This window comes from Streptacidiphilus sp. BW17, from assembly GCF_041262485.1.
In the GTDB taxonomy this organism is placed as follows: domain Bacteria; phylum Actinomycetota; class Actinomycetes; order Streptomycetales; family Streptomycetaceae; genus Streptacidiphilus.
Window position 1 is genome coordinate 64,106 of record NZ_JBGCCR010000030.1, and the last position, 14,927, is coordinate 79,032.

14 protein-coding genes and 3 pseudogenes are annotated in these 14,927 nt (G+C 70.0%); 12 read left to right on the forward strand and 5 right to left on the reverse strand.

The genetic code is table 11. From position 1 onward, the window contains the following. Window positions 1–9: 9 nt before the first annotated feature. The 4 genes from ABH940_RS28695 (at window position 10) to ABH940_RS28710 (ending at window position 3,141) form a co-directional block, all read left to right on the forward strand. Entirely contained in the window at window positions 10–750 is a 741-nt protein-coding gene (locus tag ABH940_RS28695) for a helix-turn-helix domain-containing protein (RefSeq protein ID WP_370106585.1), read from the forward strand. 22 nt (window positions 751–772) lie between these two features. Further along, the gene (locus tag ABH940_RS28700) at window positions 773–1,432 is read left to right on the forward strand and encodes a CBS domain-containing protein (RefSeq protein WP_370106592.1); all 660 of its coding nucleotides are present in this window, start codon (window positions 773–775) and stop codon (window positions 1,430–1,432) included. Continuing rightward, on the forward strand, window positions 1,429–2,436 hold the full coding sequence (locus tag ABH940_RS28705) for a hypothetical protein (RefSeq protein WP_370071972.1): 1,008 nt from the start codon (window positions 1,429–1,431) through the stop codon (window positions 2,434–2,436). Before ABH940_RS28700 ends, ABH940_RS28705 begins: the two co-directional genes overlap by 4 nt. 432 nt (window positions 2,437–2,868) lie before the next feature. Then, window positions 2,869–3,141, forward strand: coding sequence for a universal stress protein (locus ABH940_RS28710; RefSeq protein WP_370071973.1), 273 nt, complete (start codon window positions 2,869–2,871; stop codon window positions 3,139–3,141). A gap of 14 nt (window positions 3,142–3,155) precedes the next feature. Here the strand turns inward: ABH940_RS28710 and ABH940_RS28715 are convergent, their stop codons facing one another. Then, window positions 3,156–4,016: a universal stress protein gene (locus tag ABH940_RS28715; RefSeq protein WP_370071974.1), complete on the reverse strand. Its 861-nt coding sequence runs from the start codon at window positions 4,014–4,016 to the stop codon at window positions 3,156–3,158. A gap of 856 nt (window positions 4,017–4,872) precedes the next feature. On the opposite strand from ABH940_RS28715, the gene ABH940_RS28720 reads away from it, so the two are divergent. From ABH940_RS28720 to ABH940_RS28735, 4 genes and pseudogenes are all read left to right on the forward strand, one after another. Then, window positions 4,873–5,712 (forward strand): hypothetical protein, encoded by an 840-nt coding sequence (locus ABH940_RS28720; RefSeq protein ID WP_370071976.1) that lies wholly within the window; start codon window positions 4,873–4,875, stop codon window positions 5,710–5,712. Between the two features lie 142 nt (window positions 5,713–5,854). Continuing rightward, window positions 5,855–7,096: pseudogene (locus ABH940_RS28725) on the forward strand (IS701 family transposase). A 197-nt stretch (window positions 7,097–7,293) separates the two neighbouring features. Then, window positions 7,294–7,341, forward strand: a pseudogene (locus tag ABH940_RS28730) (hypothetical protein); the annotation flags it as partial. Window positions 7,342–7,378: 37 nt separating this feature from the next. Beyond that, the gene (locus tag ABH940_RS28735) at window positions 7,379–7,612 is read left to right on the forward strand and encodes a hypothetical protein (RefSeq protein ID WP_370106593.1); all 234 of its coding nucleotides are present in this window, start codon (window positions 7,379–7,381) and stop codon (window positions 7,610–7,612) included. On the opposite strand, the gene ABH940_RS28740 is transcribed toward ABH940_RS28735, so the two are convergent. The 3 genes from ABH940_RS28740 to ABH940_RS28750 form a co-directional block, all read right to left on the reverse strand. Further along, window positions 7,558–8,673: a hypothetical protein gene (locus ABH940_RS28740; RefSeq protein ID WP_370106586.1), complete on the reverse strand. Its 1,116-nt coding sequence runs from the start codon at window positions 8,671–8,673 to the stop codon at window positions 7,558–7,560. The genes ABH940_RS28735 and ABH940_RS28740 overlap by 55 nt on opposite strands. 11 nt (window positions 8,674–8,684) lie before the next feature. Next, the gene (locus ABH940_RS28745) at window positions 8,685–9,320 is read right to left on the reverse strand and encodes a cytochrome b N-terminal domain-containing protein (protein WP_370106587.1); all 636 of its coding nucleotides are present in this window, start codon (window positions 9,318–9,320) and stop codon (window positions 8,685–8,687) included. A 124-nt stretch (window positions 9,321–9,444) separates the two neighbouring features. Beyond that, a complete protein-coding gene (locus ABH940_RS28750; protein ID WP_370071979.1) occupies window positions 9,445–9,636 on the reverse strand; it encodes a hypothetical protein in 192 nt (63 codons plus the stop codon). 1,008 nt (window positions 9,637–10,644) lie between these two features. On the opposite strand from ABH940_RS28750, the gene ABH940_RS28755 reads away from it, so the two are divergent. The 4 genes and pseudogenes from ABH940_RS28755 to ABH940_RS28770 all read left to right on the forward strand — a co-directional run. Beyond that, window positions 10,645–11,127: a hypothetical protein gene (locus ABH940_RS28755; RefSeq protein ID WP_370071980.1), complete on the forward strand. Its 483-nt coding sequence runs from the start codon at window positions 10,645–10,647 to the stop codon at window positions 11,125–11,127. Between the two features lie 222 nt (window positions 11,128–11,349). After that, window positions 11,350–12,672, forward strand: coding sequence for an MBL fold metallo-hydrolase (locus ABH940_RS28760; protein WP_370106588.1), 1,323 nt, complete (start codon window positions 11,350–11,352; stop codon window positions 12,670–12,672). Beyond that, on the forward strand, window positions 12,635–12,742 hold the full coding sequence (locus tag ABH940_RS28765; protein ID WP_370071982.1) for an MBL fold metallo-hydrolase RNA specificity domain-containing protein: 108 nt from the start codon (window positions 12,635–12,637) through the stop codon (window positions 12,740–12,742). Before ABH940_RS28760 ends, ABH940_RS28765 begins: the two co-directional genes overlap by 38 nt. 141 nt (window positions 12,743–12,883) lie before the next feature. Beyond that, a pseudogene (locus ABH940_RS28770) lies at window positions 12,884–13,024 on the forward strand (CBS domain-containing protein); the annotation flags it as partial. 159 nt (window positions 13,025–13,183) lie between these two features. On the opposite strand, the gene ABH940_RS28775 reads toward ABH940_RS28770, so the two are convergent. Beyond that, window positions 13,184–14,734 (reverse strand): alpha-L-arabinofuranosidase B, encoded by a 1,551-nt coding sequence (locus tag ABH940_RS28775; protein ID WP_370071983.1) that lies wholly within the window; start codon window positions 14,732–14,734, stop codon window positions 13,184–13,186. Window positions 14,735–14,927 lie beyond the last annotated feature (193 nt).

Below are 14,927 nucleotides of genomic sequence, written 5' to 3' on the forward strand. Positions count from 1 at the left end.
GGAACGGCCATGTTCGCAGCATCGCGCGCTGATGCACAGGAAGCCCTCCGTCGCCGTCACCCGGGTGACCTCGGTCGACGTGTCGCTTTGAGGCGCCACGAACTCGGCCTCAGCGTCGATGAGGTGGCGCGGCGGGCCGGCATGTCCCCGGGCGTCGTCGAGTGGGTCGAGACCGGCCCGGCCGAACTGGGACCTGGCGAGGTCGGTCGCCTGGCTGCGGCTCTCGACACGTCCCGTAAGGAACTTCTGGGCGGCGGCGGCCTGGAGACGGCACCCGGCCAGGCCCGCCCCGACCGACGCACCGTCACGGTCGAGTTGTCCGACGAGGAGTGCTGGAGCTGTCTGGGCCGTCACGGTGTGGGCCGGGTCGTGTTCCTGATGGGTGGCGCCCTGATCGTCCGACCCGTCAACTACCGCGTCGTCGACGGGATCCTGCTCTTCCGCACGCAGGAGGGCGGTGTCCTTTGTGCAGCGGCCGGACGGCGAGTCGTCCTCGAGGTCGACTCTCCCGACGTCGTCGTCGCCCAGGGGTGGAGCGTGCTGGTGTCCGGCTACGCCGAGGTGGACCGGCGTGACATCGACCGTTCCGGGATCCTGGAGGGGGAACCCGAGCCGTGGGCGAACGGGCCCCGTGACCTCCTGGTCCGGATCCGTCCGAACCGGTTCACCGGACGCGAACTGCTGCTCCACGCCGTGGACACGGGGCACACCGAATCGGATGGAGGTGGCAGCCGTGAACGGGAGCGGTAGCCCCCACTTTGTCGGCGATGTGATGACGCAGACCGTGGTGTCGGTCGGCCGAGAGGCCGGCTTCAAGGACATCGTTGCGTTGATGGCGCAGTGCCAGGTCAGTGCGCTCCCGGTGACAGCGGTGGAGGGCCGTGTCGTCGGCGTCGTGTCCGAGGTGGACCTGCTTCCGAAGGAGGAGTTCCGCGACGAGGAGCCCAGCCGCCCGGAGCAGGTGCGCCGCCTGGGGGACATGGCCAAGGCGAGTGCGATCACGGCCGCTGAGCTGATGACTTCGCCCGCGGTCACTGTGCGCGCCGACGCGGCCCTCGCGCAGGCAGCCCGCGAGATGGCCCGGCACCACGTCAAGCGCCTGCCGGTGGTGGACGAGTGGGGTGTGCTGGCCGGCGTCGTCAGCCGCGCGGACCTGCTCAAGGTGTTCCTCCGCCCCGACGAGGAGATCGCGGAGGAGGTCCGCAGGGAGGTCGTCGCCTATCTCTTCGGCGACGGGGCCATCGACGTCGTGGTCGAGGTCACGGACGGCGTCGTGACCCTGACCGGCAGGCTCCCCGACACCATGCTCGTCCCTGTGGCCGCCCGGCTGACACGCGCGGTCGAGGGAGTGGTGGACGTCCGGTGGGACGTCACCGGACAGGCACTCGTCCCACGCTGCGCCAGGACCCGCACGAACAGGAGCCGGCCATGACCGAGAACACCCACGACACTCACGCACAGCACACGCTGACACCGGAACAGCTGGCCTTCCTGGCGGCGGCGGGTGGAGCGGCTCCGTCGCTGCACAACAGCCAGCCGTGGCGCTTCCGTGTCTCCCGCGACCGGCGCGGGCTGTCGGTCTACCGAGACCCGTCGCGCGCGGTCCCGGCCACGGATCCGACGGGCCGCGCGTTGCATGTCTCCGTGGGCGCGTCGGTACTCAACCTTCGGGTGGCCGCCGCCGCGCTCGGCCTGGACGCGCGGCTGCGGCTGCTCCCGGCCCCGGAGCAGCTGGACCTGCTCGCCCTGCTGGACTTCACCCCTAGGGTGGCCGGAGCAGGCCCGGCGCGGGACGCAGAGCTGTTTCCCGCCATCGCCCAGCGCCACAGCAGCAGACAGCCGTTCACCAACCGGGACATCCCGGAGCAGGTGGTGGGCGAGCTCATCGCGGCGGCCGACCAGGAAGGCGTCGTGCTGGCGATGCTGGAGGAGTACGAGACCCGCCGGGTGCTCGCGCTGACCGCCGACGCCGAGCGCCGCACCGCGGCCGACGCGGCGCGCGAAGCCGAGGCGCGGAGCTGGGTGCGGATGGAAGCCCCCGCCGCCGACGGCATCCCCGCTGCCGCGTTGGGTCCGCTCGACCGGGACGCCCGCGTGCCCGTCCGCAGCTTCACCGGACACCCGCCCGCCTCGGTGCCTGCGTCGGAGCGCTTCGAGGCCCTCCCGCAGCTGGCGACGTTCACCACACCGCACGACGATCGCAGCGCCTGGGTGCGCACCGGCATGGCACTGGAGCGGGTCTGGCTGCTGGCAACCGGACACGCCCTACGCGCCTCGGTGCTGCACCAGGCCGTCGAGTGGCCCGACACCCGCTGGCAGCTGCGCGACCCGGAGACCGGGCCGGGCTACGTCCAAATCATCCTGCGACTCGGCTACGGACCACCCGGTGCCGCGACGCCGCGACGCCCGGTGGCCGAGATCCTGCAACTGACCTGAGCTCCCGAGAACCTGTCCATGAGGAGAACACCATGTCCGGTCCCATCGTGGCCGGGATCGACTTTCCTGTGGACGACGGACCCTCCGTGGCCTGGGCCGAGTCGGAGGCTCTGCTGCGCGGCGCCGAGCTGAGGCCGCCGACGCGGCGGACCTGCTCGTGGTCGGAACCCGCGGCTCGGGGGTTCCCCGGACTCCTGGTGGGTTCGACCGCGCTGCATGCGGCGACGGGGGACTGCCCCGTCGTGGTCGTCCCCTGGCCGAACGGTGCGACCGGCCACAGCGTCGGCGGCGTGGTCGTCGGGTCGACGCCCGGGAACCGGAGGATGCCGTCCGCCGGTTCGCCTTCGCGGAGGCCGGGCGACGGGAGCTTCCGCTGTGGGTTGCCCACGCCGGCGGTACCCGCTGGTGAGGCACGGGCATGCCGCACCGCCCGTGTCCGAGGAAGGGCACGTCGAAGCGGAGGAGGACCGGCTGCTGGCGGAGGTGCCGGCCGGCCGGCGCGAGACGTTCCCTTCCGGCGCGGTCCGTCCCGACAGCGCCAGGTCCGGACCCGCCAAGCACCTGGTCGGCCTCTCAGCCGGCGCCTCGTTGGTGGTCGTCGGACGGCACGGCCGCCCGCAGGGGCTGGTGGGGCGGCTCGGGTCGGTCAGTCAGGCGGTGGTTCAGCACGCCCGCTGCCCGGTCGCCGTGGTCTCGGGCGACTGACCCTGACCGAAGGATCAGTCCGGGACGACTGCCACCGGCGACCTCGCCAGATGCAGCACGCGGTGCGGCACCCGGCCGATCGGGAGCCCGTAGCGGGCGTGTTTGCGGTGGGCGCCGACGACGGTGAGCGAGGCGGTCGCGGAGGCGTCGACCAACGCCTCCTCGGGCAGGGCCAGACCGATGTCCAGTTCCACCTCGACCCCGGGATGCGCCGCGCGGCTCGGCGCGAGCAGGCGCTCCAGCTCGTCCGCCTCCTCGGCGTTGCGCTTCGCCTCGTCGACCGGCGGAACGGCGATGTACCCGGGCATGACCGGCGGGTACATCCACGCGCGGATCACCTGCAGAGGTGTGCCGCGCCGCTCGGCCTCGGCGAAGGCGAACTCCACGGGCGCGTCGGCGCCGGGCGCCACGCCCAGCACCACCGGACCGCCCATGCGCGGGGCGGGCGGCACCACCACGGCGGGAACCGGGGTGTGCGCGATGATGCCCTGGCTCACGGAGCCGAGCAGGACGGTCAGCATCGGGTTGAGCCCATGGTGGCCGACGACGAGCAGCTCCGCCTCCTGGGCCAGGTTCAGCAGCCCTTCCACCGCCGCCTCGTCGACCAGCTCCACCGCGACGACCAGGCCGGGGTGGTCGGCCCGGACGTCTGCCGCGGCCTTGTCGACGAATTCCTGTGCGGCGGTGTGAGTGCCCTCCACGATGTCACGCCGGTAGGCCTCGGGGAGCCGGTACTGCTGCATGCTCCAGGAGTGGCCGATAAGGAGCCTGGCGTTCCGCAGCTTCGCTTCGTGCGCGGCCCAGGCCAGTGCGGCTCGGGCGTTGTCGCTGGTGTCGAGGCCGACGACCACCGTCCCGGTGGGTGAGTCGTCCATCACTGCCTCCCTCGGGGGGAGTCGGCGTGCCGTCGGGACTACGCCGACGATGACGCCTCCAGGTTTTCACCGGGACGGGAGCGCCGCAACGCGCCGTCCGGCGGGGCGGCGCGTTCCCAGGCGGGGGAGAGCGTCAGCGGGTCAGTAGGGCAGCGGTTCACCGGACGGAGTACGCAGACCCAGGGGCACAGGCGGACGCGGACCGTTGAGGCGTTCGGCGACGGCGATGCGCGGCTGGCCCAGCCTCGCCGAGGCATCTCAGGAGGCGGTCAGCGAGGCCGAACGCAGCGGACTGCTGCTCTCCTCCCGGACCGGGGTCCACGATGCCCTCTCCCTGGGTCAAGGACCGGGTGGCCCTGGCCACCTCCGCCGCGCACCTGGCCAGAGGGGATCCCCAAGCGGCGATGGACACCCTGCAGCAGATGACGCTAAGGCCGGAACACGCTACGGCCGCAGCCCGGCCCACCTGGCCGCTGGTGAGAACGAAGCCGCGCGGACGATCCTCGACTCGATCGCCGACGACAGCCACACCGGCCCAGCCGTGACGGTCCGCACCCTACTGGTCCGTACACAGACCGCCATTGCCTCCGGGGACCAGGCCGCCACCCGGCGCCTGCTGACTCGCGCTCCAGTGTGCGCCCGCCCCGAAGACATCCGGCTTCCCTTCCGCGAAGCCGGGCCTAGTACTCCAGCCGTAGATCGCGATCTTGACGGCCGAACAGCCGTCAGTCGACGGTGGTGGCAGTCCCGTGCTCGGGCTTGATGCCAGCGTCGCCGGTGCGACTGTTGGAGTGGCATCCGAGTGCCCCCAGTTCCGGTGCCCACGCCTGCGGCTCGGAAGTGGGGTTGTGCAAGGATGACGCCAGTGTCGATGTTGATATTGAAGCTACTACTCGCGCCGGCGCTCGTCGTCATGTCGTCCCTGGCTGGTCGGCGCTGGGGGCCCTCTCTGGCCGGCACGCTGGTCGCGCTGCCGATCGTGGCCGGACCTATCCTCGCCATCACCTGCCTGGAGCACGGCCAGGTGTTTGCCGCACGGGCCGCTTCGGCCTCGCTGTTGGGCCTGGTCTCGCTCGCTCTGTTCGCGGTCGTCTTCGCCCTGCTGTCCAGGGCGTCCCGCACCGGCCACTGGGCCGCCACGTTGGCGCTCGCCTGGCTTGTCTGCTTGATCGCGGATCTCGCGCTCTCACGGTTTTCGGTCACGCCCGTCGTCGCGTTGGGCCTGTCCTTCGTCGCGACAGCCTGCGGCGCGAAAGCCCTCGCGTGCGCGGAGAGTGAGACCGAGGCAGGCCCACTGCAGCTGACGCAGCCCCCGTGGTGGGACCTGCTGGCACGAGCTGCGGCCACAGCGGTGCTGGTCACCGCGGTGACCACCGCGGCGGCGCACCTCGGCCCCAGCCTGACCGGTGTGCTTGCGCCATTCCCCATCGGCACCAGTGTGGTGGCCACTTTCTCCCTGGCCCGGGGCGGAACAATCCTCGCCACGGCGACACTGCGTGGCGTGCTTCGGGGCCTGTGGGGCTTCGCCGCCTTCTGCTTCCTGGTGGCCGTCCTCGCCGAACCACTCGGTGGTGGCCCCGCCTTTGGGGCCGCCGTGGTCTGCACAGTTGCCCTCCAGGCCACCATCGGCCGCGTTGAGGCGGTGACCACAGCGCGTCGGCTTCTTGCTGCTCAGGCGGGCCAGCTTCAGCCGTAGACCGGTGATCGTGCTGGCGGACAGCGGACGCGAGACGGCCGAAGCCACCGTTCATCATCGGCGTGTGACAGCAGAAGATCAGGCGGTGGTCGCACCGTGCAGCGTAGACCCTGTCCGCTGGCAGGATGCCTTCGAGGGTTTGATGAGCCGAATCGCGGGCCGGTTTACCCGAGTTGAACCCCGCCGCCGAGTGCGGCGACTGGTCTCCGGGCTGCTGTCGGATCTGCCACGCAAGAACTGCTGGACCCTGGCCGAACACGCGGGTGACGCCACTCCGGACGGGATGCAGCACCTGCTGCACCGCGCGAAATGGGACGCCGACGCGATCCGCGACGACATTCGCACCTACGTCGTCGAGCACCTGCACGACACCGAGGCAGTGCTCGTGGTGGACGAGACGGGCGATCTGAAGAAGGGCACCGAGACCGTCGGCGTCCAGCGTCAGTACACCGGCACGGCTGGCCGCATCGAAAATGCCCAGGTCGCCGTCTACCTCGTTTACTCCGCCGACCGCGGACACGCCGCCATCGACCGAGCTCTGTACGTGCCACGCTTGTGGACCGAGGACCCGGACCGCTGCCGAAGGGCAGGCATACCGGAAGAGTTGACCTTCGAAACCAAGCCTCAACTTGCCGCCCGCATGGTCGAACGAGCCCTGGATGCGGGAACGCCCGCGCGCTGGGTTGCGGGAGACGAGGTCTATGGCGACAACCCGCACCTGCGAACCGCCCTGGAACGCCGCCGGACCGGCTACGTCTTGGCGGTCTCCAGCACCCACCCCGTCGTCACTCACGCCGCGAAGTTCCAGGCGAAGACCCTGGCCGCGCGGATCCCGACGTGGGCCTGGCAGCGGCTGTCGGCCGGAACGGGCGCGAAGGGCGAGCGGTACTACGACTGGGCACAGATCGACATTCACGACCCCACCGGCCGACCCGGCCACTGGTGTCTGCTGGTCCGGCGCAACCGCCGTACCGGCGCACTCGCCTTCTACCGCTGCTTCTCACCCCGGCCGGTACCGCTGTCGGAAATGGTGCGGGTGGCCGGACGGCGCTGGACGATCGAGGAGACATTCCAGGCCGGTAAAGGCCTGACGGGCTTGGACGAGCACCAGGTCCGTCGCTGGACCTCCTGGCACCGCTAGGTCACCCTCGCGATGCTCGCCCACGCCTTCCTCGCCGTCTCCACAGCCGCCGAACGCCGCGACCTGCCCACCGCAGACGGCCTGATCCCCTTGACCGGCAACGAGATCCAGCACCTGTTCGCAGCCCTGATCAACCCGGTGCACGACCTCGCGCACCGCCTGCACTGGTCACTCTGGCGACGCCGGCATCAAGCCCGCGCACGGGACTGCCATCACCGTCGTCAGGCGGCCGTTCGGCCGTGAAGATCGCGATCTACGGCTGGAGTACTAGGCTGCGCCGCCTGCTGCAATCGCAACCCGGGCTCGTGCGGAATTAGGACTGGCTCCCGGCCGACCTGCGAACCGGACTGGTCCACCTCTCACCGGGGCATAGTTACCAGACCCACCTTGTTGGGCCGCTCACGGAGCGCCAGCGCGTGGTCGCCAGGACGGCGCAGATGATGTCCGCCCACGAGATCGCCGCCGACCTCTGCCTCTCGGTGAACACGATCAAGACCCATATGAAGCACATCAACCGCAAAGTGTCTGTCACCCGTCGCAGCGAAGCGGACCGCAAAGCCAAGGAACTTCACCTCGTTCCCAGAACTGGACAGCTTTGTCGCGCCCCATCAGACCGTCCTGTACGGACCGGTCACCGACGAGGCGCACCTGTACGGACTTCTTGTTCGCTTCCAGAACCTGGGCCTGCGCGTCGTGGAGATGCGTCAACTCCCCGAACGATCACGGCCGTTCCGCTTCTTGGCGCTTGCGTCGCGGTAGTAGTCGCGGAAGATGATCTTGTAGAGGGGGATCCATCGGGGAATGCGGTTGATGCCCGGGATCCATGGCGCGAACATCGGCAGCAGGAAGCCGAGCAGGATCATGAGCAGGCCGACGTCGAGGTCGAGGTTGGCGTTGCCGGAGGGGTTCAACGCGGGGACCTGGTACATCCCTGCGTACAGCCAGAGCCACACCTGGCCGGGGTAGTCCCACAGTTCGTTCATGACGCCCCACTGGTCACCGGCCACGCCTTGGGCTGTCGCGATGGTGCCCCAGAGGGTGCCGTCGCTGAAGAACATGGTCCCCTTGGTCGTGTCGGTGCTCAGTTGGTGGTCGCTGCCCTGGAGGTAACCGTCGAGGCTTCCGTTGGAGGCGATGAGCTGCTCCGCCTGGATGATCACGGGGACGGGGCCGTAGTTTCCCGGTGGCACCGTGGCAGTGGTGGCAGTGAACTTCGCCGTCGATGCGGCCAGTGCCTTGGCGTAGTTGTCGAGCCAGGTCGTCTGCAGTGGGGACGCGAGCCGGTCGGCCGAAGCGCCGGGCGACAGATCGCCACCCGCGCGCTTGTACTGGCGGACCGCGACAGCGACCGTGGGATCGTAGGGTGAGACGATCTGTGAGACCGGGGCCAGGACGAAGTCGTCGGCGGTGTTGATCGGGAGGGTCAGGCCGAAGATCGATCGTGCGACGTCTGCGGGGTGGATCCCGATGAACTCCTGAGACGCCCCGGAGGTGGTGTTGAAAGGCGGGCCGTAGCCGGCGGTCTTGCTGCCCCCGAGCAGTTCCTGTACCGCTGTCTGGGCCAGGTCGGAGGGGTCGTTGGCGTCCCAGTACCGGGCGCTGAACGCCTGCCCGGGCGGAGAGACCGGCGCGTTGGGGTAGGTGAGACCGCCGTCGGGGGACCCCCACAGACTGGTGGCGAGGACGCACAGCAGGGCGATGACGACTACCGCGACGGTGCCCTCGGTGATGAGGTCGAAGCGACGTTCGGGGCCTTGCCAGGTGGCGATCGGGTGCCGCTTCGCGCGTGGTTCGGCGGGCTCGTGGGTCGGGGCAGCCATCGTCGCCTCTCTCAGCCTCGGTCCGACGCCTGGAGTCGAACGTCGGGGACCTCAAGTGCCTCGGCGCCGGGTGGCGGCGCCACGCCCCGACGCCGGATCAGACCGATGTGCACCGAGACGACGAACAGCAGCACGGCGACCGTGACCACCACGTGCAAGGTGATCTGCTGGCCCGCGTTCATGACGTTCCAGACCGCGCCGATGCCGATGGCGTTGAACGCGTCCTTGGCCTGCTGGCCGATCCACTGGCTGTCCCAGTTCGTCATCATCAGAAAGCCGGTGAAAGCCGTCAGGATGCTCAGGATGAACGCGAGGACGCCGGTGATCCACGTCCAGCCGCGCCCGCCACGCCAGCCCATGGTGAAGAAGCTCGTGATGAAGTGCACGGCCATGAAGAGGAACATGGTCTGCACTCCCCAGAAGTGAATGCTGTTCATGAACGCCCCGAAGGAGTTCGTGTGCCAGAACGACACCCCGCCGAGTGCGATGATCGTGCCACTCATGATCGTGACGATGAGCGAGGCGAGAGTCAGGACGCCCATGGTGTACAGAACCGAGGTGACGTACGCCGGTTCCCGGTCGGGGAGCAACCTGCGCAGCGGGAAGTTGCGGACCAGGTAACTCCGCAGCCACGGGCTGGGCCTCACCCACGAGAACGGTTCGGTACCCGTGGCGCCAGTGACCTGGTCCGGCTCTCGGTTTGGTGCCGCGCCGTCGTCGCTCACCGGGCGCTCCCGGCACGAAGGTGACGGGTCGTGGCTGCCGGGCCGCTCATCGCTTGTCCTCCGGCGACTCGGCTTTCCCGCCTGGAAGCTTGATGAACAATCCGGCAATGAAGATCAGCACGACCAAACCCATCTCGACGAGATTGGCGGCCTTGAGCGTGAACCAACTGAAGGTGGCGGCGTGGAATCCGCCCTCACCAACCAGGTCGAATACCGGCCCCCACAGCTGATTGAGCATGTTTCACCTTCTTCCGGCGAACCGGTGGGCGAGCGCGGCGCACACGACTTGGCGGCGACGCCGCCGAAGCGATAACCGATTGCATCTCGGTTGCCTCTGGAGTGGCGCATTGCCGTCAGGTTGATAGGAGTGCCACCTTATTCGACCGAGGCGAGCCGGACGCTTTCCGCGGCCCCGGCTTCCCCCGATCGTATGAGCGTCGGTTCTGGGGGACCGGGCATCAGACTCCGATGTCCCGTGTGGCGGGCCGCGCGACCGGTTCGTCCGACTGTCCGGCCAGCACTGGGCCAGTCGGAGCAAGCGCCACGGAGGCATCAAGGCGTGGGCCTCCGGCCCCGTGACTTACGGCAGACGTTCCGGTCCTCGGACCGTTCCGCTTCTTGTGCCGCCGGAAGGCTGGCGCTGTGGACTGGCTTCCCGGATGCAAGTACCTCCCCTGGGCCGTCGGCGGCGGTTTGGGAGCGAGCAGGGGCGACGGCATTCTGCCGTGTGGGTCAGGTCCGGTCGGTTTCGGTGGTGGACGGGGAGGCTATGAGCGGGCGGCCGTGTTTTCGACAAAGCGGGGATGGCGGGGGACGCCGGGCAGGGCGAGCAGGCCCAGGACGGCGGCTGCGAGGCAGGCGCCCGCACCGAGGGCGAGCCCCGTATGCGGGCCCGAGTGCGGGGAGACCACGCCGATGACGGGTCCGCCGACTGGGGTGTTCCCAGGAACGTCACGGACCTCCGGCGCGGGAGGGCCGTCCGGCCCACAGGCCTGGCCGGACGGGGCCGACCGGCGGCGGAATGGGGCCCGCCCGGTCCTCCCGGGCTGCCCGGCAGGAGGCCCAAGCTACCCGTGAGGCCGATCGCTTCGAGGCCGTCGGAACCACTGAGGAGGCGAGACCCATGGCAACGCCCGCAGCCGCACCCGGTCCGTCCGTCCCCGCTCCGAGACGCTCTCGTCTCGCCGTGGTGCTGTCACGCCACCGCAGTATGCTGCGTCGCCCGACCGACCGGTGGCGGTCGGCCTTGGTGAAGTTCCAATTCCTCGCCGTCCTCGCGGCGGCCGTGCTCGGCACACTGATCGGGATGTCCGTCTACCAGCAGGGACGTGCCCACACTCTCGACCAGGCGCGGCACCTGCACCCAGTGCAGGCCAGGATCGTCGGCCAGCCCTACATGACCGGTGTGGGTGGCGAGGTGGCCGAGGTGAGCTGGACTGCTGCCGACGGCAAGGTCCAGCGAAGCGTCGTGAGCGTCCCGGCCGCGGTCGGCCCTGCGGACCAGGTCCGGGTCTGGCTGGACGCGAGCGGGAGTCCTGCGGCGGCGCCCACCTCCGCGCTCAACACCGGGGGAACCGCCGCCCTGGTGGGCGTGTTGGCCATGCTCGGCGGGGACATCGTGCTCGTCTCTGCCGGTTCTCTCGTGCGGTGGCGCCTGAACCGCCGTGACGAGGAGGCCTGGGAGGCGGAGTGGCAGGTGTTCGAGCCGCTCTGGTCCCGCCGCAGATGAGCTGCAATCAGGGACGTTCGGCCCGGTGGGAGGGACGTACGTCGGAGCCCGTCCAGGGTGGGAGCACCAGTCCTCGACGCGGCCCCACCGGCCCGGGAAGCAGGTGTCCCATGACCAACGCGCTCCGCGACGTCTCGGCCGTCCCCACCCCGCACCCGCTCCTCCGTCCCGGGCTGCTGACCTTCCTCGGCGGCGTCGGGGACCGTCACGGGCAGGAAGTTCATGGTCGAGACCGACCACGCCCGGGTCCTCGTCGACTGCGGGCTCTTCCAGGGCCAGAAGGAGCTGCGCCGCCGCAACTGGCGTGGGCTGCCGCTGGATCCGCGCGACGTCGAGTGCGTCGTGGTCGCCCACGCGCACCTCGACCACACCGGCTACCCGCCCCGCCTGGTGCGGGAGGGGTTCCACGGACCGGTCCTCTGCACCCCCGACACGGCCCGTCTCACTGAGCTGATCCTGCGTGACAGCGCCCATCTGATGGAGGAGGAAGCGCTGCACGCCAACCGGGAGGGCTGGACCAAGCACCGTCCGGCCATGCCCCTCTACACGGAGGAGGACGCCGAACAGGTTCTTGCTCTGCTGTGTCCGGTCGAGATCGCCGAGGACGCCGAGATCGCCGAGGAATCCGAGATCGCCGAGGGAACCGTGCTTCGCCTGCACCACGCCGGCCACATCCTGGGCTCCAGCTGGGCCCACCTGGACCTGGAGGACGGCGGCACCGTTGCCTTCAGCGGTGACCTGGGCCGCCAGGTCCACCCGCTGCTGCTGCCGCCCGAGCCCTGCTCGGGCGCGGACGTGCTGCTCGTCGAGTCGACCTACGGCAACCGACACCACGACGACTCGAACTCCCGGACGGTTTTCGCCGCCGCGCTCACCCGCACCCTCGCCCGTGGCGGCAGCGTGCTGATCCCGTCCTTCGCCGTGGACCGTACCGAGGTCGTACTGCACGAACTGGCCGAGCTGCGGCGCACCGGCGCACTTCCGGCCGGGGTGCCCGTCCTCGTGGACAGCCCGATGGCGCTGCGCGCGCTGGGCGTCTACCAGGACGCCTTCGACCGCCGCTCGCCGCAGCTGCGGCCCGAGCTCCTCGCCGACGCCGGGGCGGCGCTCGACCCGGAGCCCTTCACAGCCGCCCGCACGTGCGAGGAGTCGGAAGCGATCGAGCACAGCCTGGTGCCGAGCGTCATCGTCTCCGCCTGTGGCAAGGCCACCGGTGGGCGTGTCGTGCACCACCTGCGTCGGTTGCTACCCGACCCCCGCAACACCGTCATGGTCGTCGGCTTCGCCGCCCAGGGGACGCGGGCCCGCGACCTGGTCGAGGGTGCCCGCTCGCTCAAGATGTTCGGCACCTACGTTCCCGTCCGCGCCGAAGTGGTGGACGTGCGGGGTTTCTCCGCCCATGCCGACGCCGACGAGATCCTTGCCTGGCTGCCTGGCTGCCTGGCTGCCTGGCTGCCTGGCTGCCTGGCTGCGTGGCGCGCACGAGCCTCCGCACGCCGTCCATCTGGTGCACGGCGATCCGGAGGGCTCCGAGCGCCTGCGTGACCGGATTGAGCAGGAGCTGGGCTGGAACGCGGTGGTGCCGCGTTCCGGCGAGCGCGTGCTCGTGTGCTGAGCCCGGACGCCGCACCGTAGGGACAGGAAAAGTGGCCGAAGGAGGCCGAGGACCATGACCAGGACGGTGCACCCGAGCCCGGGCGACCACGCCCGACCGGACCGGACCTCGCTGCCGCGACACTGCCGCGTCGAGGAACTGATGGCCCCCCGGGTGATCGCGGTCGCGCCCGACGCCGACTTCGCCGCAGCACTCGCCGCGCTGCACGAGAACGGGCTTGACGACCTGCCGGTCGTGGACCGGCAGGGGCGGCCGATGGGGACGGTCTGCGCACCCGACCTGCTCGCGAAGCTGGCCGCGGGCCAAGGATCAGGTCACCGCGGCCCACCTCCAAACCACCCAGATCTACGAGGGCACGAACCAGGCAGGTCCACGGGACGCAGGCGGTACCAGCGCGCCTCGCGGTGGTACCGCCTGCGTCCCGTGGACCTTGTCTGGCGGTCAGCCCCAGGGTTGGGTGACGAGCCAGCTGGTGTCGTCGCTCCAGAGTGTGGTGGTGTCCCAGGTGTTGGAACCTCCGTCGCCGGCGATGTAGACGCTGTCGTCGTAGTGGCGGACGTACTGGGCGGGGTAGTTGTCGGACTGGAAGGAGTAGCCCTGGCCGTTGTGGCCGGTCTGCGGGCAGAAGGTGGCGTCCTGTGCGTTCAGGGCCGAGCCGTCGAAGGGCTGCAGGTACAGCTCGTAGTCGGAGTGCCGCAGGTACTGGCCCGAGTCGTCGGCCGACTCGAACGACAGGCAGGAGCTGTCTGCCAGTCCGGGATGGACGATCCAGGTGGCGTCCGCCTTGTCCGTCGCCGAACTGGTGGAGTCGATGGGGGAGATCACGGCTTTGGTGTCGGCGTCGTCGTGGCGGATGTAGTCGGAGGTGCAGCAGGTGGTGGTGGCCTGGAGGGAGATGCGGGAGCCGGGGGCGAGGGTCCCGGCGCCCGATGTGGTGGTGTAGCCGACGGCGGTGATGTTGGCCTGCACGGCGTTCTCGGTGGCGTCGGAGGGGTAGCCGGAGGTCATCACCCCTTCGTAGAAGGTGCCGGACGAGCTGTCGCTGTTGTCGCCGCCGATGCCGAGGATGATGGCCCCTTCCTTGTGCATGGGGTTGTACCCGGACACGTTGGGGCGAGTGCCGCTGTAGTAGGTCGACAGGCTGCCGGATTGGGCGTCGCCCGCGCGGATGGCCCAGTAGTTGGGCTCGCCCTTCACCATGGCGGTGAGGAAGCGGTGGTCCACGCTGGGGTCGTTGGCGTTGTAGCCGGCGTTGACCCCGGAGAACAGGCCGTTCTCCTGATCGGCCATCACCCACGGCCCGTTGCCGGTTCCGTAGCCCCAGGCCTTGATGTTGCCGAAGTAGATCGCCTCCATGTGGCCGTTGCCGGTGTCGGTGTTGCTGGTCTCGGCGTTGCCGTAGTCGAAGCAGCACCCGGCGTCGTAGTGGGTGCCATCGAGGACGGCGTACATGCCCTCGGGCTGGTCGCCGGTGGCGATTCCGGAGGTGTTGTCGTCGCGGTAGCCGGTGCCGGGCGCGATGTAGACACCGTAGGCCTCGTGTCCGCCAGCGACTACGGGTGCGGCGTACGCGTTGGCGAGGTTGTCGGGGCCGCCCGCCGCGCCGCCCGCGGGGGCCTGGGTGAGGTTGTTGCCTCTCCCGGACTGGTCGTAGACGAGGGTGATGACACAGCTCGTGCCGGCGCAGAACGAGTCCTGTGCAGCGGCGTTGGCGTAGCCTCCCGCGCTCAGGACGCCGATGTTCAGGGTGGCGCTGTCAGAGGCGCGGCGGACCTGGTAGAGCGGTCCGTCGTAGGACGCGTACAGTGCGCGGGTCGTGCTGTGCGCCGCGACGCACGGCGTGCCGCCCGCGGCGTAGATGTCGCACGGGGCTTGGGTGGCGGCATGCGAGGTCGTGGTGGTGCCGGGGAGCACCCCGACGGCGAGCGCGGCCGCGGCCGCGCCGGCGAGTAGGGCGCGGCGGGCACGGCTCAGCCACGTGTGGGCAGTCATGCACGGACTCCTTTGCTCTTCGAGTGGTTGGAGGAGCTGCCGGGCGCACGGCGGTCTCACGGACCGCACGCGGCACGGAGCGGACGTCTCCGCAGCTCGTGGAGGGGAGCGATCTCTGTTAGCGCTAACATTCCTGGACGGACAACACCCTCGGAAAGATGGGAGGGGGATCGCTCGATCGCCATCACTATGA